This is a genomic window from Lentibacillus sp. JNUCC-1, from assembly GCF_009741735.1.
GTDB lineage: Bacteria > Bacillota > Bacilli > Bacillales > Amphibacillaceae > Lentibacillus_B.
Map to the genome: position 1 here is coordinate 699,658 of NZ_WHOH01000003.1, position 23,425 is coordinate 723,082.

The following is a 23,425-nucleotide window of genomic DNA, read 5'->3' on the forward strand; positions in this document are numbered from 1 at the left end:
TGAAAGGATGTTTATGATGAGCGAAACAAAAGAAAAGCTGTTTAAAGGCGGGGCGTTTTTAATTGAAGATCTGACAGGAGACGATGTGATTACGCCAGAGGATTTCACTGAAGAACATAAGATGATCTCCAAAACGACTGAGGATTTTGTAGTTGGGGAAGTCGTTCCTAAAATTGACAACCTGGAGAATCACGAATTCGAGCATTCAGTAGATCTGTTAAAGAAAGCCGGGGAGCTCGGTTTGCTAGGTGCGGATGTTCCTGAAGAATATGGCGGCCTTGGTCTGGATAAAATCAGTTCATCTCTTATTACGGAAAAGTTTTCCCTTGGAGCCGGCTTTTCAGTTACACACGGTGCACATGTCGGAATCGGATCTTTGCCGATTGTGTTTTTTGGCACGCATGAACAAAAAGAAAAGTACCTCCCGAAATTGGCAACAGGTGAATTATTGGCAGCGTACGCATTGACTGAACCAAGCTCAGGGTCAGATGCTTTAGGTGCAAAAACAACTGCTAAGCTCAATGATGCTGGTACGCATTACCTGTTGAACGGTGAAAAGCAGTGGATCACAAACTCTGCGTTTGCCGATGTGTTTATCGTTTATGCCAAAATTGACGGCGAGCATTTCTCAGCGTTTATCGTTGAACGAGATTTCCCAGGAGTGTCAACTGGGCCGGAAGAGAAGAAAATGGGTATTAAGAGTTCATCAACAAGAACTCTTGTACTAGAAGATGCCGAAGTACCAGTAGAGAATCTTCTGGGGGAAAAAGGCCGCGGACACATTATTGCTTTTAACATCTTAAATGTGGGTCGTTATAAACTGGCTATTGGCGGTGTTGGCGGTGCGAAACGCGGCATCGAACTGGCAACAAAGTATGTCAACGAACGCAAACAATTCAATACACCTATATCCAGTTTTGCATTAACGAAAGAAAAACTTGGGACAATGGCGTCCAACACGTATGCCAATGAAAGTGCTGTTTACCGGACTGTTGGACTATTTGAGCAGCGAATGGGTTCTTTGACAGATGAGCAGATGAAAGACGGCCGTGAAGTTGCTAAAGCCATTGCGGAATATCAGATCGAATGCTCGATGAATAAATATATGGCCACTGAGCTGCTTGATTATGTTGTCGATGAAGCTGTCCAGCTTCACGGTGGCTACGGGTTTATGCAGGAATACGAAGTTGAACGCATGTATCGTGATTCCCGAATTAACCGTATTTTTGAGGGGACCAACGAAATTAACCGGCTCATCGTCCCGGGAACCTTGCTTAAGAAAGCGATGAAAGGTGAGCTTCCATTGCTTGATAAGGCACAAAATCTGCAAGAAGAGCTTATGATGATGGTGCCGGAAGAACCAGGCATAGAGCCACTTGAACAAGAAAAATATCTCCTCGGGAATGCAAAGAAAATGGTTCTTCTCGGTGCTGGGCTGGCAGCTCAGAAGTATATGCAAAAAATTGAAGACGAACAGGAAATACTTTCTAATCTTGCCGACATGACTGCGGAGGTCTACAATATGGAATCAGCCATTTTGCGGACTGAGAAAGCGTTCAGTACAACTGGCGAAGAGAAAAATACGCTAAAATTGTTATACACACAAGTTTATGTCCAAGAAGCATTCAACCGTATGGAAGCAGCAGCCAAAGAAATTCTGATTGCCGTTGAAGCAGGAGATAACTTACGTATGATGCTTTCATCATTGAGAAAGCTGACACGTCATACCCCTGTGAACGTGATTGCGAAAAAACGTGAAATTGCAGCTAAAATTATTGAAGAAGAAAGGTATCTCGTATAGTCAGTCATACATCCCCATGCACAGGTTATGTGCATGGGGATGCTTTTCGTCGAAATTACATATTGGTTTTGATATAATAAGGCTAGCTTTCAAAATCGGAGGGATGCGAATGGGCATGGTGTTTTACTGGTACCCGAATTGCAGTACATGCAGAAACGCAAAAAAATGGTTGGATGCCAACGATCTTGCGTATGAATCTGTACATATCGTCGAACAGACGCCATCGAAAGAGGAAATTCTTAAGTTGATTGAAACAAGCGGTCTGCCTGGCAAGAAATTTTTTAACACAAGCGGCAAAAAATATCGTGAGCTGGGTATGAAGGATAAAATGAAAGATTTATCCACGGACGAAATGGCAGCTTATCTTGCTTCGGATGGTATGCTCATTAAGCGTCCGATCGTCACGGACGGCACACATGTAACGGTTGGCTTCAATGAAAATGTTTTTAAAAACACATGGTTGAACCAATAACATGAAAAGTAAATTATAAACGTGTTATACTACAAGAGAATGTGTATGAACTAATGGAGGGATATTCATGAATTTACCAAAGGATTTATTATACTCAGAAGAACACGAGTGGATTAAAAAAGAGGATGGCAAGGTCAGAATCGGTATTACCGAATTTGCTCAAGATGAGCTTGGTGACATCGTTTTTGTTGAACTTCCAGAAGTAGGCGATGAACTTGAAGCAGACGAGCCATTTGGCAGCGTTGAATCTGTTAAAACCGTTTCAGAATTGTATGCACCGCTAAGTGGTAAAGTTGTGGAAGTTAACGAAGAACTCGAAGACAGCCCTGAGCTGGTTAACGAGTCCCCTTATGAGAAAGCATGGATGGTCGTAGTAGAACCTTCTGACGAATCAGAGTTCGATGACTTGCTTTCAGCTGAAGGTTATAATGAAGTCATCAGTGAGGATGACTGAGCATAGAATAAACTATAAAGGCTGGCTGGCACCTCATCGAGGCGTGCCAGCCTCTATACATTTAAAAAGAATTCGCAGGTGTAAGCAAGCGTTTTTCTTGAACGGGTAAGGAGTGCTGTGGCAAGATGACAAACATACCTGAAAAAATTATGATCGTTGAAGGTTTGACTGATAAGAAACAGGTGGAAACGGTGCTTGATGACGATGTATTAGTGGTATGCACGAATGGAACCCTCGGTGTCGAAAAGTTTGATGAAATGCTTGAAGAATATGATCTCGATCACAAAGAAGTATTCATTCTTGTGGATGAAGACGAATCCGGATTTAAACTCAGACGTCAGCTTCGGCATGAACTGCCGCATGCAGTTCATATTTATGTCTCCAGTGAATACCGTGAAGTGGCCACTACCCCGTTTGACATTCTGGCGACAGCTTTGGCAGGCCGCCATATCAATGTTAATCCTAATTTTCTTATTTGAACCATTTTTAGCGACCATGAGACACACCAATTGAACAGGATGATTGAGTTGCAGCAAATAACTGAAACGCGTCTCAAAGAAGATAGCTACCTATTGTATATTCACACCCCTTTTTGTGGAACATGCCACTTGGCAAGGACCATGCTGGAAAAAATAGAAGCTGTTCATGCTCAAGATATATTTTATGAAATGAATGCTTCTTTGTTTCCGGAATTTATGCAGGAAGCCAAAGTGGAAAGTGTCCCATGTTTCTTGATTAAACAAGGAGGAGTGGTTCAGGAAAAGGTTTACGCTTTTAAATCAACGGCAAACATTTATACGTACTTGCTCAAGTACAAACCTGAGCTTTTTGTAAAGTAGACGTTGACATCAATTAAATGTCATGCTATGATTTTATACACTTAATTAAAACTTAATGAAAATCGAACTCTTATCAAGAGCGGTGGAGGGACTGGCCCTTGGAAACCGCGGCAACCATCAGACGCATTTTTAGTCTGGTAAAGGTGCTAACTCCAGCAAAGCATAAGCTTTGAAAGATAAGAGAACGTGAAGACATATACTCACGTCTTTCTGTTCTCTTACAGAAAGACGTTTTTCTTTTGTGTTACAGTGTCCAACGCATTTGTTTGTACAGGAAGGTGAGGATGAAATTGATCTCGATTAAGGCTTTAAGCAAACAATATGATACAAAAGGTGACGGTCCAATTAAAGCAGTCGATGGCCTGACGCTCGATATATCTGAAGGAGAAATTTTTGGCATTATTGGATATAGTGGTGCGGGTAAAAGCACATTTGTCCGTCTGCTCAATCGACTGGAAGAACCGTCAAGTGGCAGTGTCACGATTGACCGTGAAGATATCACAAAAATGAGTTCTAAAGCGCTGCGAATCGCGAGGCAGGATATCGGAATGATCTTCCAGCATTTTAATTTGCTGTGGTCACGGACAGTCGAGGACAATATTGCGTTTCCGCTTGAAATAGCAGGTTACCCTAAAGCAGAACGAAAAAAGCGTGTTCAAGAACTCGTACGACTTGTCGGATTATCAGGAAGAGAATCCGCGTACCCTTCACAATTAAGTGGCGGACAGAAACAACGCGTCGGTATCGCCAGAGCGCTCGCTAATGAGCCTAAGGTGTTGCTGTGTGATGAAGCGACTTCAGCACTTGACCCTGAAACGACCGATGCCATACTCGATTTGCTTGTGGACATTAATCAGAAGTTAGGTCTTACGATTATTCTTATTACCCATGAAATGCATGTCATCCGGAAGATCTGTAATCAGGTGGCAGTTATGGAGTCTGGAAAAATAGTTGAACAAGGCGAGGTTTTGGACGTGTTTTCACATCCTGAACAAAATGTCACCAAACGGTTTGTGGCGCAGGTTATGGGCGAGGATGAGACAGAATCATTCGAACTGCTGACCGAAGACTTCCCCGAAGGCACGTTGGTCAGATTGCAGTTTGTGGGCGAAACGGCTAATAAGGCACTCATCAGTCAACTTGCCAAACAATTTCCGATTGACATTAATATCGTACAGGGAAAAATCACACAAACTAAACACGGCTCATATGGAACACTCGTTGTGCAATTGCTTGGGGAAACGGGTGAATTGGAGCAGGTTGTACAATATATAAGAAAAGAGACGGCAATTGGTGTGGAGGTGTTAAGCCATGTGGAATGAATGGTTTCCAAATATTAAGCTTGAAGATTTCATCGAAGCGACAAATGAAACATTTTACATGACGATTGTAGCCTTGATCGGAACCTTCATTTTTGGAATATTACTCGGCCTCCTTCTTTATCTTACAAGCAAAGGAGGTCTCTGGGAAAACAAATTAACCAATATGATAACAGCATCTGCAGTTAATATTTTCAGGGCTATCCCTTTTATTATTTTGATCTTGCTGCTCGTGCCGTTTTCAAAGTTCCTCATTGGGACGATGCGTGGGCCAAACGCGGCACTCCCGGCCTTGATTATTGGGGCGGCGCCGTTTTATGCGAGGCTTGTGGAAATTGCTTTGAAAGAAGTTGACAAGGGAGTCGTGGAAGCCGCACAAGCTATGGGAGCTAAAACACGAACCATTATCTTTCGCGTCCTGCTGCCGGAATCTATGCCGGCTTTGGTTTCGGGTTTAACAGTTACAGCCATTGCGCTTATTGGGTATACGGCCATGGCGGGTGTCATCGGTGCAGGTGGTCTTGGGAACTATGCCTATTATTTTGGGTTCCAGCGCCGCGATCAGGATGTTGTATTCATATGCTCAGTAGCCATTGTCATCATCGTATTCCTTTTCCAGTTTATCGGCGACTTCATTTCCAACAAACTCGATAAACGCTAAAGCAAATAAACAATATTTCCAGAGTACTGATTGTTACTAGTTATTAAGGCACAGTATAAGTAAACTGCGAACTAACTAGTTAGATCTAATTTGGGATTTTATGACTGCCACTGGCAACCGCTCGGGGAAAACACTTCGCGTCCAGCGGGCGCTGCTGAGCCTCGGGCCCACAGGACGTGGGTCATGAAGGCGTTGCGACAGGACGTCGCGGTTTTAGCCTCCCTTCCCCTATGACGACCTCCGGGGTCTCACCGAGGCTTTGCATCCCGCAGGAGTCTCCGCGTTTTCCCCCGAGCTAGGTTAGAGGGTGTAAATGTCCCAGATGAATATGTGTGCAGGGCCGTCCAAGCCACTGAACAAACATAAAGTGATTGGAGCGGAGGGAAGTCGACTCCTGCGGGAACAGCACGAGTCCGAAGACCCCACAGCGAGCGGTTTTTGCGAGCGAGGAGGCTGAGGCCGTGCCCGCGGAAAGCGACTTCCCGCAGCGGAAATCACGATGCTCTTCCGAACATATATGGTGTTTGGCTTAGCTATATCGGAAAATCACATGAAATTACTATACGAGTCGCAACCTAAAACTTCACAGGCTAGGGGTCTTAAGTTTTTTTCATTAGTTCGGAGTTTGTGTCTACTATGCGTTAGGCGTTTTAATGTGAAAGCCACGTTTTTAGAAAAGTGTTTCCGAAGCTAATGTGCATTTTAGCTTTTATATAAAAATTCATTGTAAAGAGGAGAGAAGTTATATGAAGAAGTTGGTTGTGTTTTTAGGTCTTTTACTTGTTGTATTTTTGACGGCTTGTGGGGATGGTGAGACAAATTCAAATGATGAGGGTGCTGCAAATGGGGGTTCCGATGAGGAAACGAGCATTAAGGTCGGGGCGACGAGTGTGCCGCATGCTGAGATTCTTGAAGAAGCAAAACCGATTTTAGCTGAAAAAGGTATTGAATTGAACATCCAGGAGTTTCAGGATTATGTAACGCCAAATGACGCACTGGCTGAGGGTGAAATTGATGCCAACTATTTCCAACATATCCCTTATCTTGAGCAAACAATAGCAGATACAGGATACGATTTTGATCATTTTAAAGGAATTCACATCGAACCAATGGGCATTTACTCCAAAGATTTCACGAGTCTTGACGATGTTCCAAAAGGTTCTGAAGTCATCCTCAGTAATTCAGTAGCAGATCATGCCCGTGTGCTTGCCCTTTTCGCTGAAGCCGGTTTGATTGAATTGGATGACTCTGTGGAGGCAAGTGAATACACGTTTGACGATATCACGGCCAACCCTAAAGAACTTGAATTCCTGCCTGATTATGATGCAGCATTTTTACCGGAACTGTATGAAACAGAAGATGATGTACTTGTTGTCATCAATACGAACTATGCCATAGAAGCTGGACTCAATCCACTTGAAGATGCGTTATTTATTGAAGGTGAAGAATCCCGTTATGTAAATGTGGTTGCTGTGCGTTCAGAGGACAAAGATCATGAAGCACTGAAAACATTGGTGGATGTCCTGCACTCGGATGAGATTCAAACATTTATTAAGGAAAAGTATGATGGAGCAGTCGTACCTGTAGGCGGAAATGAATAACTGAAAACAAATATTGAGTAATATTAAGCATTTCGACGATATTAGCTCAATATATCAAGGAGAAAGATTTGAATGATTCACAGCTCAAATGGCTGATTTGTATCAAGTTTAAACCGGAGTTATCCGTGTTGTGTATCCTCTTGTGTGTATGTTAAAGTAATACCTGACATAACATGAAAGGATGATTCACTATTAATAGTGACATTAGGATGGATTATACGCCCAAAATGGAAAAAGCGATGCAACAATCGCATAAGATGGGCTATGCGGAATACAGCAGAAACTTGGATAACCGCTTGGCAGTTGAAAAAAAACGCCACCAAGAATACGAAAAAAGCAAAATGATGGTTACTGAAATGAAACATCAAGTTTACAAATAATATATGTCAAAAATACAAAATGGTGCCTCTTTAAACAGAAGGCACCATTTTACATATTAAACACCTTTGATTCTCAATACAACATCGAGATAGTAGAAAGTAGTCGATAAGTGTATTACAATAGAAGATAGGTTTTAAAAGGTAAGTGTTAAAAGGTTGTATTTACTTTTTAAATGCTTTAAAATTGTAATGAGAATAAATTGAGAATGGACGTGGCTGTCTGGGCTCAATAAAAATAAATACAAGTATTTGGAGGTATCGAACATGGCAGGATCAGTTCTAGAAATCAAAAATCTTCATGTAACCATTGAAGGGAATGAAATATTAAAAGGTGTTAACCTTACGATAAAGGGTGGCGAGTTCCACGCGGTTATGGGGCCAAACGGAACAGGGAAGTCAACATTGGCTTCAGCAATCATGGGACACCCTAAATTTGAGATCACAGAAGGCAGTGTTCACCTGGATGGTGAAGATGTACTCGAAATGGAAGTTGATGAACGCGCACGTGCCGGTCTGTTTTTGGGTATGCAGTACCCAAGCGAGATCAGTGGTGTAACAACATCTGATTTCTTACGTTCTTCTATTAATGCACGTCGTGAAGAGGGCGATGAAATTTCCTTAATGAAATTCATCAAAGAGATGGACGAAGTGCTTGATTTTCTTGAAATTGATAAAAACATGGCCCAGCGTTATTTGAATGAAGGTTTCTCAGGCGGTGAGAAAAAACGTAATGAAATTCTTCAACTCATGCTGTTGAAGCCGGAAATTGCGATTTTGGATGAAATCGACTCTGGCCTTGACATCGATGCATTGAAAGTGGTCTCTAAAGGGATTAATAAAATGAGAGAGGATAACTTTGGCTGCTTGATTATCACACACTATCAGCGTTTGCTGAATTACATCACCCCAGATTATGTCCATGTTATGATGCAGGGCAAAGTTGTTAAATCCGGTGGTCCAGAGCTCGCTCAGCGTCTCGAAGCTGAAGGTTATGAGTGGATCAAAGAAGAACTTGGCATTGAAGATGAAACAGTCGGGCAAAACGCATAGAGAAGGAGGGGTATCATGACGGTTGAAACAAAACGATTATATGATAAAGCTTACGTTGAACAATTTTCAAAGGCACATCAGGAACCGGAGTGGATGACGACTTTGCGTCTTCAGGCCCTTGAACAAGCTTATGCGCTTGACTTGCCAAAACCTGATAAAACAAATATCACGAGATGGAATTTTACTCGTTTTAAACATACTGCAGAAAAAGAAGCTGCAGAGATTACATCACTGCAGGAACTTCCTGAAACGCTTCAGGATTTCATCGATCAAGAAAATATTACAGAGAACCTGCTTATTCAGCGTGACCAAACGGTGGCGTACGTGAACGTCAGTCAAGAGCTTAAAGATAAAGGCGTTATTTTTACAGATATATTCACCGCTTTAAGAGACCATGAAGATCTTGTTAAACGTTATTATATGAAAGATGCGGTTTCAGTTGATGAACATCGATTGACAGCTTTGCATGCCGCGCTCATGAACGGTGGAATATTTGTCTACGTCCCTAAAAATGTTGAAATTGAATCCCCTCTTCAGACGATTTTCTGGCAGGAAGATCCGGAAGCAGCTCTATTCAACCATGTGCTTGTAGTAGCAGATGAGAGCAGTTCACTCACATACGTTGAGAACTATGTTTCCAATAATGATGAAGAAGAAACGATTGCGAACGTTGTAACAGAAGTAATCGCCAACGATAATGCCAATATTTCTTTTGGTGCAGTTGATCACTTTGCAGCTGGCACGACAACCTACATGAACCGCCGTGGTGTTGCATATCGCGATGCCGTCATTGACTGGGCACTTGGACAAATGAACGACGGCCATACTGTATTTGAAAATGTGACCCATTTGGTTGGAGACAACTCAGCCACACATCCAAAAACAGTAACGGTTGGCAATGGCAAACAAATCGTTAACTTTACAACGAAATCTGTTCATAGCGGAAAAGATTCCGAATCTCACATTCTTCAGCATGGTGTGATGAAAGATAAATCAACGGCTATCTTTAACGCCATAGGAAAAATATACAATGGTGCATCAGGGTCAAATGCAGAGCAAGAATCACGTGTTCTGATGCTCAGTGAGAAGGCACGCGGAGATGCGAATCCAATTCTGCTCATCGACGAAAACGATGTAACGGCCGGGCACGCCGCTTCTGTTGGCCGAGTGGATCCGCTGCAGCTGTATTATCTCATGAGCCGCGGGATATCCAAAGAAGAAGCAGAGAGCTTGATCATCTTTGGCTTCCTCGCTCCTGTTGTAAACTTGCTGCCAATTGAATCTGTCAAGAAACAATTGACACAAGTGATTGAAAGGAAGATGTCCTAAATGGATGTCAAGGCGATTCGTAAACAGTTTCCAATTCTTCAACAGGAAGTAAACGGACACCCGCTTGTATATCTCGATTCGTCAGCAACATCGCAAAAACCGCTTCAAGTTATTGAAGCGGTGGATGCTTACTATCGAGAGGACAACTCTAATGTGCACAGAGGTGTTCATACGCTCGGTTCACGTGCCACTGAGAAATATGAGGGTGCAAGGGAAAAAACCCGCCGGTTCATAAATGCTAACAGCAGTGCTGAGATTATTTTCACACGGGGAACGACAACAGCGATTAACCTCGTGGCAACAAGCTACGCAAGGATGAATCTCGGACCTGGTGATGAGATTGTTATTAATGAAATGGAACATCACAGCAACTTGATCCCATGGCAGCAAGCGGCAATGGCAACAGGTGCAACCTTAAAATATATACCACTGCAGGAAGACGGCACATTGGCAATGGAAGATGTCAGAAACACCATCACATCCAACACAAAGATTGTTGCCGTTACACACGTATCTAACGTCCTCGGAACAATCAATCCTGTAAAAGAGATTGCGAAAGCAGCTCATGATCAGGGAGCAGTTATTCTTGTTGATGGTGCACAAGGCGCGCCCCATATGAAAGTAGATGTGCAGGAGCTTGATGTGGATTTCTATGCATTCAGCGGTCATAAGATGTGTGCGCCAACCGGCATCGGCGTTCTTTACGGTAAACGAAGCTTGTTGGAAAATATGGAGCCAATTGAGTTTGGCGGTGAGATGATTGATTTTGTTAATCTCTACGACTCCACCTGGAAAGAGCTTCCGTGGAAGTTTGAAGGCGGCACACCTATTATTGCCGGTGCAATAGGTCTGGGAGCAGCAATTGACTTCCTTGAAGATGTCGGGCTTGATCATATTCTTGAGCATGAGAAAAAGCTGGCCGATTATGCCATGAAACAAATGAATACAGTAGAAGGCATGGAGATATACGGTCCCAGAGAAAGAGCGGCACTCGTCACCTTTAATTTAAAAGATGTTCACCCTCATGATCTGGCCACCGTCCTGGATGCAGAAGGCATTGCTGTCAGAGCAGGCCATCATTGTGCACAGCCGCTTATGAAATGGCTTGACACAGTGGCTACTGCGCGGGCAAGCTTCTATTTATACAACACAGAAGAAGACGTTGATCGACTGATAGAAGGACTCTCTAAGACAAAGGAGTATTTTGGTGATGTCTTTTAACAACCTTGATACACTATACAGACAAGTGATTTTAGATCACTATAAAAACCCCCGCAATAAAGGCCACGTTGAAGGCGATGCCTTAACCGTGGATATGAATAATCCGACTTGTGGTGATCGTATTCAATTACAGATGCGCGTAGAAGACGGAAAGATTCAGGATGCCAAGTTTAATGGGGAAGGATGCTCTATCAGCATTTCTTCAGCTTCAATGATGACACAGGCCATTAAAGGCAAACCTGTTGATGAAGCGCTGCATATGTCAGAATTGTTTTCAGATATGATGCTGGGTAAAGAAGTGGACATGGACGCGTTAAGTTTGGAAGATATTGAAGCCTTACAAGGTGTTTCAAAATTCCCCGCACGTATTAAATGTGCGACGCTAGGCTGGAAAGCCATGGAAAAAGGTGTTCAGGATGAGGGATCCAAAGCAGAATAGTCGCATGCCAAACGGTTACTATTCATAAGGAGGTTTTACACATGGCTAAAGAAATGCCAGAAATGGAAGAGTATAAATATGGATTCCATGATAAAGATATTTCAGTTTTCCGCACGGAGAGAGGTCTCACGAAAACCGTCGTCGAGGAAATTTCACGTCAAAAAGATGAACCTGAATGGATGCTGGAACAACGCTTGAAAGCATTAGAAATATTTTACAGCAAACCAATGCCTCAATGGGGCGGGGATCTCTCTGAATTGAACTTTGATGAGATCATTTACTATGTTAAACCATCTGAAGCCCAAGGCAGATCTTGGGATGAAGTGCCTGAAGAAATTAAGAATACGTTTGATGCACTCGGTATCCCAGAAGCTGAACAAAAGTATCTTGCTGGTGTGTCTGCACAATATGAATCTGAAGTGGTTTATCAAAGCCTTGAAAAAGATCTCGAGGAAATGGGGATTATTTTTAAGGATACCGACACAGCACTAAGAGAACATGAAGATTTATTCCGTGAATATTTCGGGAAAGTCATCCCGGCTGCAGATAATAAATTCTCGGCCTTGAATACAGCAGTTTGGTCAGGTGGTTCATTCATCTATGTACCAAAAGGTGTGCAAACAACCTCGCCGCTTCAGGCTTATTTCCGCATTAACTCGGAAAATATGGGGCAGTTTGAGCGCACGTTGATCATAGTTGATGAAGGTGCTTCTGTCCATTATGTTGAAGGGTGTACGGCACCAGTATATACAACTAACTCCTTGCACAGTGCGGTCGTTGAAATCTTTGTTAAGAAAGACGCGTATTGCCGCTATACAACGATTCAAAACTGGGCAAACAACGTTTATAACTTGGTTACGAAACGTGCAACATGCGATGAGAACGCGACAATGGAATGGATCGATGGTAATATGGGATCCAAACTGACAATGAAATATCCGTCCGTACTTCTTCGCGGAGAAGGATCACGCGGTACGACGATCTCAATTGCACTTGCCGGTAAAGGTCAGCACCAAGATGCCGGTGCGAAAATGCATCACTTAGCACCAAACACATCGTCATCAATCGTGTCCAAGTCGATTTCCAAACATGGCGGAAAGGTGTCTTATCGCGGGATCGTTCACTTCGGCCGCAAAGCTGACAACGCCCGCTCGAACATCGAGTGCGATACGCTGATTATGGATAATATATCCACATCAGATACCATTCCGTACAATGAGATTTATAACGACAACATCTCATTGGAACACGAAGCAAAAGTCTCGAAAGTATCTGAAGAGCAGCTGTTCTACTTGATGAGCAGAGGTCTTGAAGAGCAAGAAGCTACAGACATGATTGTTATGGGCTTCATCGAGCCATTTACCAAAGAACTTCCAATGGAATATGCCGTTGAAATGAACCGTCTGATCAAACATGAGATGGAAGGTTCAATCGGCTAAGACACCAAAACCTCTTGCCACAACTTCTTTTGTGGCAAGGGGTTTTTTGATTGCATAGAACTCGATGGGGAGTGCCCAGGCGTTTCCGCTTTCGTTCTTTGTTTTACATATGCGCACTTGGCGTGCAAGACAAGTGTTAAATGGTGTATAGTATTAAATACATGCAATGAACGAACAACATAGGAGATTGAAGGGATTCTATTGGTTTATGTTATCTGTATTTTAATTGGTATTATGACTGCATTTGCCGGCAGCCTTATTGGTCTTGGCGGCGGAGTGGTGCTTGTTCCCACAATGCTATTGCTGTATCAGTATTCTGATGCATTCGGATGGGCGACGCCGCAGACAATTGTAGGGATTTCACTGGTGGCGATGGTGTTTACCGGGTTGTCCTCCACATTGACGTATTATAAAAAGGGGCGTATCGATACCAAGACAGGTACTCTTTTTTTATTTGGAAGTATTCCAGGAGGGGTCATAGGCGCTTGGTTGAATCAGTTTATTAATGCCGAGAGCTTTTCTTTGTATTTCGGCCTTTTAATGATCGGATTGTCATTGCTTTTTTTCATCAAGCGTAAAGACCCTGATCAAGGGCTGTCGAGTGAAGACAAACATGTTCGCACGTTTACACTGAATGGAGAAGTATACCGCTATAGAGTATCGGTCTGGCTCGCATTCTTTCTGTCGCTTGGTGTTGGAATGTTGTCAGGTTTATTCGGTATCGGCGGTGGTTCTATTATGGTGCCAGCAATGATCCTTTTATTCGGCATACCTGCCCACATTGCAGCCGCCACATCAATGTTCATGATATTATTTGCCAGCATCATCAGCTCTGGCACACATATTGCACTTGGCCATGTTGCCTGGGAGTATGTATTTTTCTTCATTCCTGGTGCTTATATTGGCGGGACCCTTGGGGCAAAAGTCAATCAATTGCTCAAAGGCAATACCCTTGAACTTATTTTAAGAATTATGCTCGTGCTTATAGGCCTCAGATTAATTTATGATGGAATTGCTTAAGGGGTTTTTTCTATGCAGGAAACGATCCATATTTATTATACCAACGATCTTCACAGTTATTTCGAGCATTGGCCTCAGGTCGTAGGTTTTTTGAAAGACAAACAAATGCAGGATGAGGTCAACGGTCATACTTCCCTTCGTGTGGACATTGGTGACCATGTTGACCGGGTGCATCCCATAGCCGAAGCATTTATGGGGAAAGCCAATATTGAGCTTCTGAATGAGGCGGATTATGATGTTGTCACACTTGGGAACAATGAGGGCATTACAATGGCACATGAAGATCTTGAAGACTTGTATAACGAAGCATCATTCAGCGTTGTATGCGCCAATCTTTCTAGTGAAACCGATAGAACACCGAGCTGGCTTCAGTCACACGTTCAAATTCAATCATTACATGGGCTCCGAATCGGGTTTATCGGGTTAACGGCTCCATTCAATGATTTTTATGAACTGCTTGATTGGCATGTTGAGAGCCCATATGTCACACTGGATGACCATCTGCATGACATGAAACAATCGTGTGATGTGATTGTGTTGCTCTCACACCTTGGTTTGAGTGAAGATCAGGAAATTGCCCGTCGTTTTCCAGAAATCGATATCATCATCGGCGGACACACGCACCATCTCTTAAAAACGGGTGAATACGTCGGGAATACACTAATTACGGCAGCAGGCAAGCAGTGTCAATATGTTGGAGAAGTTGTTTTACATTGGAATAATAACATCCAAAGGCTTGTTAAAAAAGAAGCTTATGCGGTTGATATCAGTCACTTGGCCAAAGATATGCCCACTTCCCAGAAGCTTCAGCAATTGGATGAAGAAGCAGACCGAATTTTATCTGTGCCTGTTGGTTATACGTCTCGTACACTAAAGGCACGGTGGTTCAATCATACGGAATTAATGCAGGCTCTGACGGATACATTGTTGAACTGGACTGGTGCAGATGTTGCGATGTTAAACGCGGGTCTCATTCTCGACGATATTCCGGCCGGAGAGATCACCTACAAGCGAATTCACAGCGTGTGTCCCCATCCGATCAACCCGTGTGTTGTGAAAGTTACTGGAGCGGAATTGCTTGAAATCATCCGTATGGCGGAAACGAAAGACTTCACAGAGATCAAGCTGAAAGGGTTCGGTTTTCGCGGCGAGGTTATTGGCAAAATGATCTATTCGGGAATAAGGCTGGAGACAGTCAAACGTTCTGACGGTGAGGAAGTTATTATAAATGCAACCATTAATGGGGTTTCCATTCAGCCGGATGAATCGTACCGACTGGCAACAGCGGACACCTTCACATTTGGCAGACTTCTCCCGGAAGTGGCTAAATCGGAAAGCAAAACATTTTTTCTGCCGGAGTTTTTAAGGGATCTGCTTCTTAAAACAGTGAAGAATCTTAAACTTTGAATACGGGTGACACTATGTGCCTCCTTTGCATACACTGCTGTGTACATGATAAAGGAGGTATGCAGATACATGATCACCGTGAATCCGCTTGAAATTGAAGGTATGATGTTTACTGCCATTCGGGTTGAACTGCCCAAGACGAATCTGCTTGTCATAACAAACGAAACCGGGTATGTTATGTGCGGCGCACTGGATGTTGAAGTATTTAACAGCCTTCTTGCGGACCGAAATGTCATCGCAGCGAGAGCCCTTGGTGTAAAAACGATCGATGAGTTGCTGGAAGCACCCTTAGAAAGCGTCACAGATGCATCACAGACATTCTATGGTTGGAAGCCTGGTATTCCGGTAAGAGAAGCCCTGTTAAATATCGCTTGAAGTCTTTAACTCCAAATTCAAATATGATTCTAACCCTCTTGAAACAAGCATATCTTGTTTTGAGGGGGTTTTTGTTATGATGAGAAAAAAGCGGTTGAAGCGAACCCGCACGCCGCCTCAGGCCAAAAATATTATGATTTTGACGAGTATTGTGTTTGCATTAATGGTTTATGGCAGCATTGAGTTAATTGACAAAGGGATCGAACCGACTTTAATGGACATCGGAACTGCAAAAACAAAAGCATTTGCGACACGGGCGATTAATACAGCCGTTAAATTCGCCGAGGATTATGAGTTTGAAGAAGTATCGACCGTTACTTATGACGATGAAGGAAAAGTTGCGACTTTTAATTGGAATTCAGCTGTAATTAGTGAAATCAATCGAGTTGCCACGGATCGGGTAGAGGAGTTCTTTCACAGTATGAACGAGGGAAAGTTGCCTGAGTATGATGAGGCACTAGAAGAAATACCGGAGTTTGGTGAAGGGGCTGAAGATTTATCCAAAAAAGATTTAACAGTAGTTGAAATTCCTGTGGGTCAGGCGACAGGCAATACCATTTTAGCTAACCTCGGGCCAAAAGTACCAGTGAATATGGAGTTTGTAGGCAGTGTTCATACAGACGTGGTAAGAGAAAGTGAACCCTTTGGTATTAATGCTACATTTTATACGATTTATTTAATTGTAGAAGCAGAGGTACAGGTGGTCATACCCTTTACGACAGAGGTAATGCCGGTGAAAACCCGGATTGACATCGATTCTGGCGTTATTATGGGAGACATCCCTGAGTTTTACGGCGGAGGTAATAATGATCCCTCAATTTCAGTTCCAAAAAAAGATATAACAGGGGATTAAATGATAACGCTGAGCTGATCATGAATAGCAGAATATAAAACATATACCAAATAATTTTAATATTGTTTTGACAATGTCTGCGAAGCGCGTTATAATCTAATTTAATATCAGAAAAAGAAAAAGATTTTAAGTTAAGCCAATATAATAATTCTATTGGCGAGTAGAAGAAGGAGGAGGAGATTACATGGAAACACGTTCTCAGTGGGGGACGCGAGCAGGTTTTGTACTGGCCGCGATGGGTTCGGCAATTGGTCTTGGGAACATTTGGCGATTTCCGGCAACAGCGTATGAAAATGGAGGGGGCGCATTTTTCATACCATACTTAATCGCATTATTGACGGCTGGAATTCCAATTTTGATCATGGAGTTTACAATGGGTCATAAGTACCGTGGCTCTGCTCCGTTAACATTCCGTAAAATCAATAAAAAATCAGAATTTGTTGGCTGGTGGGCTGTGATGGTTGCTTTTGTCATCTCTACCTATTATTCAGTCATTATTGCCTGGGCAATATCTTATTCGATTTTTTCTCTAAATTTATCTTGGGGAGACGACACAGGTGCATTTTTAATGGGGATTATTTAAACCGATCTGTGGATCCCGGACAGACAGGCAGTTTTGTACCAGGCGTGCTGATCCCACTTATTATCGTATGGATTGTTGTACTCGGTATTTTGTTCCGAGGTGTTCGTAAAGGGATTGAAACAGCAAATCGGATATTCATTCCAACATTGGCAGTTATATTTTTGATTATTGTTATTCGGGCTGTCACATTACCAGGTGCAATTGAAGGTCTGGAAGCTTTCTTCAAACCGGACTTTTCTCAGATATTTAATTCCGATGTATGGGTGGCTGCCTATGGACAAATATTCTTCAGTTTATCCATTGCATTTGCCATCATGATTACGTATTCAAGCTACTTGCCGAAAAAGTCGGATATTACCAACAACGCTTTTATTACCGGCTTCGGAAACTCGAGTTTCGAACTCCTGGCAGGCATTGGGGTGTTTGGGGTTCTTGGGTTTATGGCTACAAGTACCGGAGTGCCTATAGATGAAGTTGTTGAGGGCGGCGTTGGACTGGCATTTGTCGCTTTCCCTGCCATCATTAATGAGTTTCCGGCATTGAATGAGTTGTTTGGTTTCCTTTTCTTCGCCTCACTCGTTCTGGCTGGGCTTACATCACTTATGTCGATTATTGAAACGTATGTTGCGGGACTGTCTGATAAGTTTAATATCTCCCGTAGTAAGGCTGTCATATTTGGCGGTGGCACGGCCTTTATCGTGTCACTGTTGTTTGCAACTCAAGGCGGTTTGTTCTTCCTGGATGCAGCGGACTACTTTATTAACCAGTTTGGTGTCGCGATGCTTGGTCTCGTTGAAGTTGTGCTGATTGCCTGGTTCTTCCAGCAGCTTAAAAATCTGCGCACACATGCTGATGAAGTTTCGGATATCGGTTTGGGAGCTTGGTGGACCGTGAGTATTGGTGCCATCACACCGATTGTTTTGGGATACATGATGTTTGATCTCCTCAAAACAAATATCCTTAGAGAATTCGATACAGATACAGGGAACTATGAAGGATACTCGGATATGTTTATTTACTTCGGAGGCTGGTCTGTTGCAATTGGAGCCCTTGTAGTCGGCGTCATCCTTTCTATGATCGCATGGAGAGGTCCACATGCAGAGTCAGCAAGTTATAAATCCGAAACAAAGGAGGCCAAATAAATGAGTGGAAGCGCGATCGCTGTTATGGTACTCGGAATGGTCATTATTTGGGGAGGCTTAGCTGCCAGCGTGCTCTACGCTGCCCAGAAAGCCCGTAAACAATAAATAAAAATGAAAGCAGGGGTTGCGACAAGCGCCCCTGCTTTTTACTGGTTATTCTTACTCATGCGCTCCCATTTTCGTAAATAAGGGAAGGGGTCAAATGACCATTCGCTATAACCGTTATCTTTGTACATACCATAATGGAGGTGTGGTGGGAATTTGCCTGAAGTCCCTGGTGGACCATATCCCGTTGAACCAACGCTGCCAAGCTGGTCGCCTGGTTTGACGACAGTTCCTACTTTGATATCCTCTGTATAACCGCTCATATGGGCATAGTAATGATAGATGTTGTGAATATCACGGATCCCTATGCGCCATCCACCGTATAAATTCCAACCTTTTAATTCGACAACACCATATGTGGTTGATTTGACGGGAACGCCATAGTCAGCAAAGATGTCTGTGCCTTCATGAATGCGAAGGCCTCCAAATCCACGGCGGTCTCCCCAAGTATTCTTATAACTATAATTATAATTGGTCGCCACAGGGAAATCCCGATCGGTCAATTCAATGGATTGAAATTTCCGGTAAACTTTAGCCGTGTTTTTAATGGTCTGAACCGTTAAGTCACGCTGGTAGTAATTCCATAGGGCGATGTGAATATCCTCCATGGACGGGCCTTCTTTCATCAGTTGCACAGCAAATGTGTACAAAACATCTTCGGGATTTTCAATATCTGCTTTACCATCCCCATCCCCGTCAAGGCCAATACCGTTAAAGACAGTTATGGCATCCATATCATTTGCTAGGGTGATGTTGCCTGCACCATGCCATTCCAAAGGATCCATATCCAAGGAGATCATTTCATCATCTGGAACGTTCTTTTTAATGCTGCGTTCATATTGGTCGATTGCAGCTAAATAATACCAGGGGATGAGGGTTAGAGCCTCCGTTTTTTTATAAAGCGCCATGCGCTCATCCCATACAGTGTTTTTCGCTGAGTCATCTGCATAGATTGAAAGGGGGTGTGCCAGGAATATGACAACACCCAAAAACAGAATTTTAGTTTTATGACTGAACAATGGGCTCACTCCGTAAATTGTGTCATTCATTTTCGCCGTCAGATGGCATTTTTTTATTTTGATCAATGCCTTGAGGAGATTTTTTCATTTCAGTAATGATGCTTTCGATCGTATTCTTGTAGTCAGGATTGGCGACACTTGAGTTGTGCAAGCTGTGAATGTCGTTGATCAGTATCTTGTTGTCAGATACATAAACCTTATAAAAGCTTGGCATCACTGCGACGGCTGTTTGTTTCGCTATGTCGGCAGCTTGTTGCGCCTCACGGTCATCTGCCTTGTCATATGCAATCAAAACGGTGTCGCTTGTGACGAGTGTTGCGACCTCATCAAATCCCTTGTTCCGGAGTATGGTGCGTGTGATGATGTCAGCCATTTTTTTCCGGTCGACGGTGATCATGCGGTCATCTTCTGCATTTTGATCGAGCTGTTCTTTCTTAAACCTGACATAACCTAGTCGGTAATCTTTTTCGTTATCAGACGTATGGTCCTGATTACTCAGTTCTTCGTCGGGATGCAAGTTGTTAAGGGTGTCATTTCCATCATCAATAGCATTGTTATTATCGTTGGCACAGGCCGACATGAAGAGTAAGCCACTGCATGCCACTGTTAGAAATAATAATCGCAAAATCTGTCACCTCATCTTCTTGTTTAGGCTTAGTGTGGTTCAGAGGATCGTTTTCATACAACTATTTTTTATGGCTACAAGCGCTTAAACGTGGTAGACTAAAGTCAGATTAAGGGGGGAAGGCTCGTGGTGGAAATTAACGGCAAAACCTATGAAATCATAAAGAACGTTCGGGATGGTTTTGATGCTGAGGCCATAGAAGAGAAATACAGCGATATCCTGACCAAATACGATTACATTGTGGGTGATTGGGGTTATGAACAATTACGGCTGAAAGGATTTTATCAAGATCGGAATCCAAAAGCCAATTATGAATCGAAGTATAGTGCAATAGCAGATTACATATACGAGTATTGTAACTTTGGATGTGCCCATTTCATTTTGAAAAAAATAGATAAATAAGAGCAGCAGCTGTTGAGGCTACTGCTCTTTTTGATCAGGATCACCTGATTCATCATGAAGCGGATGAGAGCCCGGGGCTTGTCTTGGTAAATCATCGTGCTGCTCCTTATCCGCGTAGATAAAAGCGCTTTGCCGACGCTGACCTTCTTCCCATGGTGTGGATTTTCCGTAAGCGGGTTCATCCTGTCCAATGGGTGAGCCAAAGGAGCCTTCAGGAAATTCTTCAGGGATCAGCTCATCGCGCATGCTTTTCACATTGGCAAAGTCGGAGTAGCGGTCATTTTGTTTGTTCTTCAATGATATCACCCTTTCCAGCTTAGTATTGCCGGCGAAAGGGTAAGTTATAACCACTTACTGATCATGCAATGTGCACCTTTGATAACCGCCCCATTCTTTCTCGATCAACTCTCCTAGTTTGAATAACTTTTCCTCGTTACCATTTTTACTCATAAGCTGTACCGACATAGGCATGCCGTTGTCATCTTTTCCGACGGGAATTACAAGAGCTGGGAGCGCCCAGACATTCGCATACGCTGTATAGGTCATATATTCTGTATATGTTTTTCGGATGGAGAAGATTTCTTTATAGACATGTCCGTGTTTTTGGGCACCACTGTGATAGACCGGAGAAATCAGGACACGATTTTCAAAGTAATCATGAAGCACCTGGTCCCTTGTTTAATAACTTTTTTAATTTCCAGCTGTCTTTGAGACGATGGTTTAAAAAGCCTGGCCCCAACTAATGCCCATGTTAAATAAGGATGGTGGTCAGTTGAGTGGGTCAGCTTTTCTTTAATCAGTGTACCAAGTGCTGTTTGGGTGTCTTGTGTAAAAGCTGCACGTTTAACTGAATCACCCCAATCAATAGACATGATTTCCTGCCAAATCTGAGCGGCTTCAGCGAAATACGGCGGGACTGTATACTCATGTTGAAAAGCTGTCCCCAAACGTGTTTTCAGTTGCTGGAGAAATGTGCGCATGGTCTGCTGTAATGGGTAAGATATGTTCGGATCTAAGATAGCCACTTTCAAGTTGTCAAGGTCTGAGTTTGTTGAAGTAGGCTCAGCCATCACGTTATATAACAACCTCATATCGCGGACAGACTTGCCCATTGGCCCCATGCCGAGCATCCTGCGTTGTAAAGGGGGCCGGAAGGAGGGTAATGGCCAGCATCACTGACCTGATAACGCCCTGGCTTGAATCCTACGACCCCATTGAAATGGGCAGGGAAACGAATGGAGCCGCCAATGTCTGACCCTAAGCCAGCAGCGGCCCCGCCTGCAGCTAGCAGCGCACCTTCACCACCGCTTGATCCTCCGGCAGTACTGGTCAGATCCCAGGGATTGTTGGTTCTTCCATATAATTTGTTATCTGTTTCCTGGCAAAAACAAAGTGCAGGTGTGTTCGTTTTACCTAAAATAATGGCACCTGCTTCTCTCAAACGTCTAATAACCTCAGCATCATTTTTTGCACGTAAAACATGCCTGTGCACAAGGCCACCTGTCGTACTCATTCCTTTTACATCAAAAGATTCTTTGACACTAATTGGCACGCCTTCTAAGGGGCGGATGTTTTTACCGGAAACCAAACGTTCATCAGCCAGGCGCGCTTCGTCTAAAGCCTCTTTAAACCGATGTTCCACCATAGCATTTAATACGGGATTAATCGTTTGAATGTGTCCGATAAATTGTCTTGTAACTCCTTCACTCGTTATTTTATGAGCTCGCAGCATTTTCATAATATGGGTTGCATCCCAGGAAAAATCTGTTTTGTCGATCATGAGTAATAAGCCCCTTTCGACTATTTTGAATTCCATTATTTAACAACATTATACCATTGAAAACAAAAGGTTTTTAAAAACAGTAGAAAAGACCCACGCTATATTAAGTTGACATAAAAAAATAAGCAATAATCCCTATACATAATGTCACTTTTTGTTCATAATTTGTTTTTTATTTTATTAATTGATCGACAGTTTAGTTCTTAAGTCTTAAGTTGATATCTGGAACGATTTGACAACCGTTTTAAATATGTAAAAATTGGGTAGGTACTTTATAAGTATTAGAAAATTAGAAAGAAAATGAAGAGAGGTTTAGGGGAATGCTCGAGTCGAAAAGAAGAGCCATTATCTTTTTTATTATCGCTATTTTGCTTGCAGCCACATCAGGCTATTTGGTTCTTAAGAAAGTACAGACATTAAACGCCGATTTAGGAACCATGGTGAACGTTTATGTGGCAGGAAAAGATGTGTCATCACGGGCGGTGATCACACCAGATGACATCACGACGGAAGAAATGCCGAAGAAATACGTCAGAGATGAATACATACAAGATCCGGAAGATTTCAAGAACAAAGTCTCTGTCGTACCTTTGTCAGAAGGAAACATTATCACAAAGTCTATTCTTAAAGAAGCTTCTTCCGTTACAGAAGCAAATAACCGTTTGATTTCAATACCTAAATCAGATCCTGTATTTTTTGATGAAAGATTAACAGCACTTGACCGGGTGGATATTATCGTATCCCATGAGGTTGAAGGTGAGATGAAGACCGAGGTATTCATGAAGGATGTCAAGGTTGCAACAATCACTAAAATTGATGATAAATTTTCGGGTGTCCAATTGGAAGTTGCACTTGAAGATGCGCCGGAACTGATTCATATGCATCACTATGCAGACCGATTTCGTGTCGTAAAAGCAAATGTTGGTAAGGCAAAACGACCACATAACGTCCCGGCAACAGAAGAAAATGATGCAGAAGCTGAAAACGACGCACCAGCAGAAAAGAAGCTAAACAAGAGGACGCTGAAGACAGCAAAGAAAAAGAGCAAGAAGAGAAGCCAAAAAAGATGAAAAGAAAGATGACAAAAAAGAAGACAAAGAAAAATAACG

Annotated in this window: 27 protein-coding genes, 1 pseudogene and 1 riboswitch; of the genes and pseudogenes, 22 read left to right on the forward strand and 6 right to left on the reverse strand. The window is 42.9% G+C overall.

The window, feature by feature from the left end:
- The first annotated feature begins 16 nt into the window (after nt 1-16).
- The 20 genes and pseudogenes from JNUCC1_RS13980 to JNUCC1_RS14070 all read left to right on the forward strand — a co-directional run bounded on the left by JNUCC1_RS13980 (nt 17) and on the right by JNUCC1_RS14070 (nt 18,490).
- A complete protein-coding gene (locus JNUCC1_RS13980; RefSeq protein WP_156647130.1) occupies nt 17-1,801 on the forward strand; it encodes an acyl-CoA dehydrogenase family protein in 1,785 nt (594 codons plus the stop codon).
- Between the two features lie 109 nt (nt 1,802-1,910).
- On the forward strand, nt 1,911-2,273 hold the full coding sequence (locus tag JNUCC1_RS13985) for an arsenate reductase family protein (protein WP_156646037.1): 363 nt from the start codon (nt 1,911-1,913) through the stop codon (nt 2,271-2,273).
- A gap of 67 nt (nt 2,274-2,340) precedes the next feature.
- On the forward strand, nt 2,341-2,727 hold the full coding sequence (gcvH, locus tag JNUCC1_RS13990; RefSeq protein WP_156646038.1) for a glycine cleavage system protein GcvH: 387 nt from the start codon (nt 2,341-2,343) through the stop codon (nt 2,725-2,727).
- 125 nt (nt 2,728-2,852) lie between these two features.
- On the forward strand, nt 2,853-3,206 hold the full coding sequence (locus JNUCC1_RS13995; RefSeq protein ID WP_156646039.1) for a toprim domain-containing protein: 354 nt from the start codon (nt 2,853-2,855) through the stop codon (nt 3,204-3,206).
- 39 nt (nt 3,207-3,245) lie between these two features.
- Nucleotides 3,246-3,566, forward strand: coding sequence for a thioredoxin family protein (locus JNUCC1_RS14000; RefSeq protein WP_197431794.1), 321 nt, complete (start codon nt 3,246-3,248; stop codon nt 3,564-3,566).
- Between the two features lie 67 nt (nt 3,567-3,633).
- Nucleotides 3,634-3,749: riboswitch (SAM riboswitch) on the forward strand.
- A 107-nt stretch (nt 3,750-3,856) separates the two neighbouring features.
- Entirely contained in the window at nt 3,857-4,888 is a 1,032-nt protein-coding gene (locus tag JNUCC1_RS14005) for a methionine ABC transporter ATP-binding protein (RefSeq protein WP_156647132.1), read from the forward strand.
- Nucleotides 4,878-5,546, forward strand: coding sequence for a methionine ABC transporter permease (locus tag JNUCC1_RS14010; protein ID WP_156646040.1), 669 nt, complete (start codon nt 4,878-4,880; stop codon nt 5,544-5,546). The genes JNUCC1_RS14005 and JNUCC1_RS14010 overlap by 11 nt, the downstream gene beginning before the upstream one ends.
- Before the next feature lie 746 nt (nt 5,547-6,292).
- On the forward strand, nt 6,293-7,147 hold the full coding sequence (locus tag JNUCC1_RS14015; protein ID WP_156646041.1) for a MetQ/NlpA family ABC transporter substrate-binding protein: 855 nt from the start codon (nt 6,293-6,295) through the stop codon (nt 7,145-7,147).
- Between the two features lie 209 nt (nt 7,148-7,356).
- A complete protein-coding gene (locus tag JNUCC1_RS18320) occupies nt 7,357-7,527 on the forward strand; it encodes a hypothetical protein (RefSeq protein WP_197431751.1) in 171 nt (56 codons plus the stop codon).
- A gap of 264 nt (nt 7,528-7,791) precedes the next feature.
- On the forward strand, nt 7,792-8,577 hold the full coding sequence (sufC, locus tag JNUCC1_RS14020) for a Fe-S cluster assembly ATPase SufC (protein ID WP_156646042.1): 786 nt from the start codon (nt 7,792-7,794) through the stop codon (nt 8,575-8,577).
- Nucleotides 8,578-8,592: 15 nt separating this feature from the next.
- On the forward strand, nt 8,593-9,906 hold the full coding sequence (sufD, locus tag JNUCC1_RS14025) for a Fe-S cluster assembly protein SufD (protein WP_156646043.1): 1,314 nt from the start codon (nt 8,593-8,595) through the stop codon (nt 9,904-9,906).
- A complete protein-coding gene (locus JNUCC1_RS14030) occupies nt 9,907-11,127 on the forward strand; it encodes a cysteine desulfurase (RefSeq protein ID WP_156646044.1) in 1,221 nt (406 codons plus the stop codon). It abuts the gene before it with no gap.
- The gene (sufU, locus tag JNUCC1_RS14035; protein ID WP_156646045.1) at nt 11,117-11,566 is read left to right on the forward strand and encodes a Fe-S cluster assembly sulfur transfer protein SufU; all 450 of its coding nucleotides are present in this window, start codon (nt 11,117-11,119) and stop codon (nt 11,564-11,566) included. The genes JNUCC1_RS14030 and sufU overlap by 11 nt, the downstream gene beginning before the upstream one ends.
- 41 nt (nt 11,567-11,607) lie before the next feature.
- Entirely contained in the window at nt 11,608-13,005 is a 1,398-nt protein-coding gene (gene sufB / locus JNUCC1_RS14040; RefSeq protein ID WP_156646046.1) for a Fe-S cluster assembly protein SufB, read from the forward strand.
- Between the two features lie 201 nt (nt 13,006-13,206).
- On the forward strand, nt 13,207-14,025 hold the full coding sequence (locus JNUCC1_RS14045) for a sulfite exporter TauE/SafE family protein (RefSeq protein WP_156646047.1): 819 nt from the start codon (nt 13,207-13,209) through the stop codon (nt 14,023-14,025).
- Nucleotides 14,026-14,037: 12 nt separating this feature from the next.
- Nucleotides 14,038-15,432, forward strand: coding sequence for a bifunctional metallophosphatase/5'-nucleotidase (locus JNUCC1_RS14050; protein WP_156646048.1), 1,395 nt, complete (start codon nt 14,038-14,040; stop codon nt 15,430-15,432).
- Nucleotides 15,433-15,501: 69 nt separating this feature from the next.
- Nucleotides 15,502-15,807, forward strand: a complete 306-nt coding sequence (locus tag JNUCC1_RS14055) for a YunC family protein (protein ID WP_156646049.1) — start codon at nt 15,502-15,504, stop codon at nt 15,805-15,807.
- A 76-nt stretch (nt 15,808-15,883) separates the two neighbouring features.
- The gene (yunB, locus tag JNUCC1_RS14060) at nt 15,884-16,660 is read left to right on the forward strand and encodes a sporulation protein YunB (protein WP_231784227.1); all 777 of its coding nucleotides are present in this window, start codon (nt 15,884-15,886) and stop codon (nt 16,658-16,660) included.
- 184 nt (nt 16,661-16,844) lie between these two features.
- A pseudogene (locus JNUCC1_RS14065) lies at nt 16,845-18,385 on the forward strand (sodium-dependent transporter).
- Nucleotides 18,386-18,490: a methionine/alanine import family NSS transporter small subunit gene (locus JNUCC1_RS14070; RefSeq protein ID WP_156646050.1), complete on the forward strand. Its 105-nt coding sequence runs from the start codon at nt 18,386-18,388 to the stop codon at nt 18,488-18,490.
- 41 nt (nt 18,491-18,531) lie between these two features.
- On the opposite strand, the gene JNUCC1_RS14075 is transcribed toward JNUCC1_RS14070, so the two are convergent.
- Together JNUCC1_RS14075 and JNUCC1_RS14080 are read right to left on the reverse strand one after the other, a co-directional pair.
- Nucleotides 18,532-19,539, reverse strand: coding sequence for a M23 family metallopeptidase (locus JNUCC1_RS14075; RefSeq protein WP_156646051.1), 1,008 nt, complete (start codon nt 19,537-19,539; stop codon nt 18,532-18,534).
- A complete protein-coding gene (locus JNUCC1_RS14080; protein WP_231784229.1) occupies nt 19,532-20,134 on the reverse strand; it encodes a YhcN/YlaJ family sporulation lipoprotein in 603 nt (200 codons plus the stop codon). Before JNUCC1_RS14080 ends, JNUCC1_RS14075 begins: the two co-directional genes overlap by 8 nt.
- 126 nt (nt 20,135-20,260) lie before the next feature.
- On the opposite strand from JNUCC1_RS14080, the gene JNUCC1_RS14085 reads away from it, so the two are divergent.
- Nucleotides 20,261-20,536 carry a YutD family protein gene (locus tag JNUCC1_RS14085; RefSeq protein ID WP_331713792.1) on the forward strand — a complete coding sequence of 92 codons (276 nt, stop codon included), beginning with the start codon at nt 20,261-20,263 and terminating at the stop codon, nt 20,534-20,536.
- Nucleotides 20,537-20,554: 18 nt separating this feature from the next.
- Here JNUCC1_RS14085 and JNUCC1_RS14090 read toward each other — a convergent pair whose 3' ends face one another.
- From JNUCC1_RS14090 to JNUCC1_RS18805, 4 genes are read right to left on the reverse strand one after another with little or no spacing between them, the layout of a single operon-like run.
- The gene (locus JNUCC1_RS14090) at nt 20,555-20,842 is read right to left on the reverse strand and encodes a hypothetical protein (RefSeq protein ID WP_442915485.1); all 288 of its coding nucleotides are present in this window, start codon (nt 20,840-20,842) and stop codon (nt 20,555-20,557) included.
- 45 nt (nt 20,843-20,887) lie between these two features.
- Nucleotides 20,888-21,202, reverse strand: coding sequence for an amidase family protein (locus JNUCC1_RS18795; protein ID WP_331713793.1), 315 nt, complete (start codon nt 21,200-21,202; stop codon nt 20,888-20,890).
- Nucleotides 21,169-21,627, reverse strand: coding sequence for a hypothetical protein (locus JNUCC1_RS18800; RefSeq protein WP_231784230.1), 459 nt, complete (start codon nt 21,625-21,627; stop codon nt 21,169-21,171). The genes JNUCC1_RS18795 and JNUCC1_RS18800 overlap by 34 nt, the downstream gene beginning before the upstream one ends.
- A complete protein-coding gene (locus tag JNUCC1_RS18805) occupies nt 21,624-22,316 on the reverse strand; it encodes an amidase family protein (protein ID WP_231784231.1) in 693 nt (230 codons plus the stop codon). The genes JNUCC1_RS18800 and JNUCC1_RS18805 overlap by 4 nt, the downstream gene beginning before the upstream one ends.
- 320 nt (nt 22,317-22,636) lie before the next feature.
- On the opposite strand from JNUCC1_RS18805, the gene JNUCC1_RS14100 reads away from it, so the two are divergent.
- Nucleotides 22,637-23,386 carry an SAF domain-containing protein gene (locus tag JNUCC1_RS14100; RefSeq protein ID WP_156646053.1) on the forward strand — a complete coding sequence of 250 codons (750 nt, stop codon included), beginning with the start codon at nt 22,637-22,639 and terminating at the stop codon, nt 23,384-23,386.
- Nucleotides 23,387-23,425 lie beyond the last annotated feature (39 nt).

Excerpts from the sequence above, each read along its gene's own strand:
- JNUCC1_RS13980 (WP_156647130.1), top strand. The coding sequence starts at position 17 with ATGAGCGAAACAAAAGAAAAGCTGTTTAAAGGCGGGGCGTTTTTAATT.
- JNUCC1_RS13985 (WP_156646037.1), top strand. The coding sequence starts at position 1,911 with ATGGGCATGGTGTTTTACTGGTACCCGAATTGCAGTACATGCAGAAAC.
- gcvH (WP_156646038.1), top strand. The coding sequence starts at position 2,341 with ATGAATTTACCAAAGGATTTATTATACTCAGAAGAACACGAGTGGATT.
- JNUCC1_RS13995 (WP_156646039.1), top strand. The coding sequence starts at position 2,853 with ATGACAAACATACCTGAAAAAATTATGATCGTTGAAGGTTTGACTGAT.
- JNUCC1_RS14000 (WP_197431794.1), top strand. The coding sequence starts at position 3,246 with ATGATTGAGTTGCAGCAAATAACTGAAACGCGTCTCAAAGAAGATAGC.
- JNUCC1_RS14010 (WP_156646040.1), top strand. The coding sequence starts at position 4,878 with ATGTGGAATGAATGGTTTCCAAATATTAAGCTTGAAGATTTCATCGAA.
- JNUCC1_RS14015 (WP_156646041.1), top strand. The coding sequence starts at position 6,293 with ATGAAGAAGTTGGTTGTGTTTTTAGGTCTTTTACTTGTTGTATTTTTG.
- JNUCC1_RS18320 (WP_197431751.1), top strand. The coding sequence starts at position 7,357 with ATGGATTATACGCCCAAAATGGAAAAAGCGATGCAACAATCGCATAAG.
- sufC (WP_156646042.1), top strand. The coding sequence starts at position 7,792 with ATGGCAGGATCAGTTCTAGAAATCAAAAATCTTCATGTAACCATTGAA.
- sufD (WP_156646043.1), top strand. The coding sequence starts at position 8,593 with ATGACGGTTGAAACAAAACGATTATATGATAAAGCTTACGTTGAACAA.
- JNUCC1_RS14030 (WP_156646044.1), top strand. The coding sequence starts at position 9,907 with ATGGATGTCAAGGCGATTCGTAAACAGTTTCCAATTCTTCAACAGGAA.
- sufU (WP_156646045.1), top strand. The coding sequence starts at position 11,117 with ATGTCTTTTAACAACCTTGATACACTATACAGACAAGTGATTTTAGAT.
- sufB (WP_156646046.1), top strand. The coding sequence starts at position 11,608 with ATGGCTAAAGAAATGCCAGAAATGGAAGAGTATAAATATGGATTCCAT.
- JNUCC1_RS14050 (WP_156646048.1), top strand. The coding sequence starts at position 14,038 with ATGCAGGAAACGATCCATATTTATTATACCAACGATCTTCACAGTTAT.
- JNUCC1_RS14055 (WP_156646049.1), top strand. The coding sequence starts at position 15,502 with ATGATCACCGTGAATCCGCTTGAAATTGAAGGTATGATGTTTACTGCC.
- yunB (WP_231784227.1), top strand. The coding sequence starts at position 15,884 with ATGATGAGAAAAAAGCGGTTGAAGCGAACCCGCACGCCGCCTCAGGCC.
- JNUCC1_RS14070 (WP_156646050.1), top strand. The coding sequence starts at position 18,386 with ATGAGTGGAAGCGCGATCGCTGTTATGGTACTCGGAATGGTCATTATT.
- JNUCC1_RS14075 (WP_156646051.1), bottom strand. The coding sequence starts at position 19,539 with ATGAATGACACAATTTACGGAGTGAGCCCATTGTTCAGTCATAAAACT.
- JNUCC1_RS18800 (WP_231784230.1), bottom strand. The coding sequence starts at position 21,627 with ATGAGGTTGTTATATAACGTGATGGCTGAGCCTACTTCAACAAACTCA.
- JNUCC1_RS18805 (WP_231784231.1), bottom strand. The coding sequence starts at position 22,316 with ATGATCGACAAAACAGATTTTTCCTGGGATGCAACCCATATTATGAAA.
- JNUCC1_RS14100 (WP_156646053.1), top strand. The coding sequence starts at position 22,637 with ATGCTCGAGTCGAAAAGAAGAGCCATTATCTTTTTTATTATCGCTATT.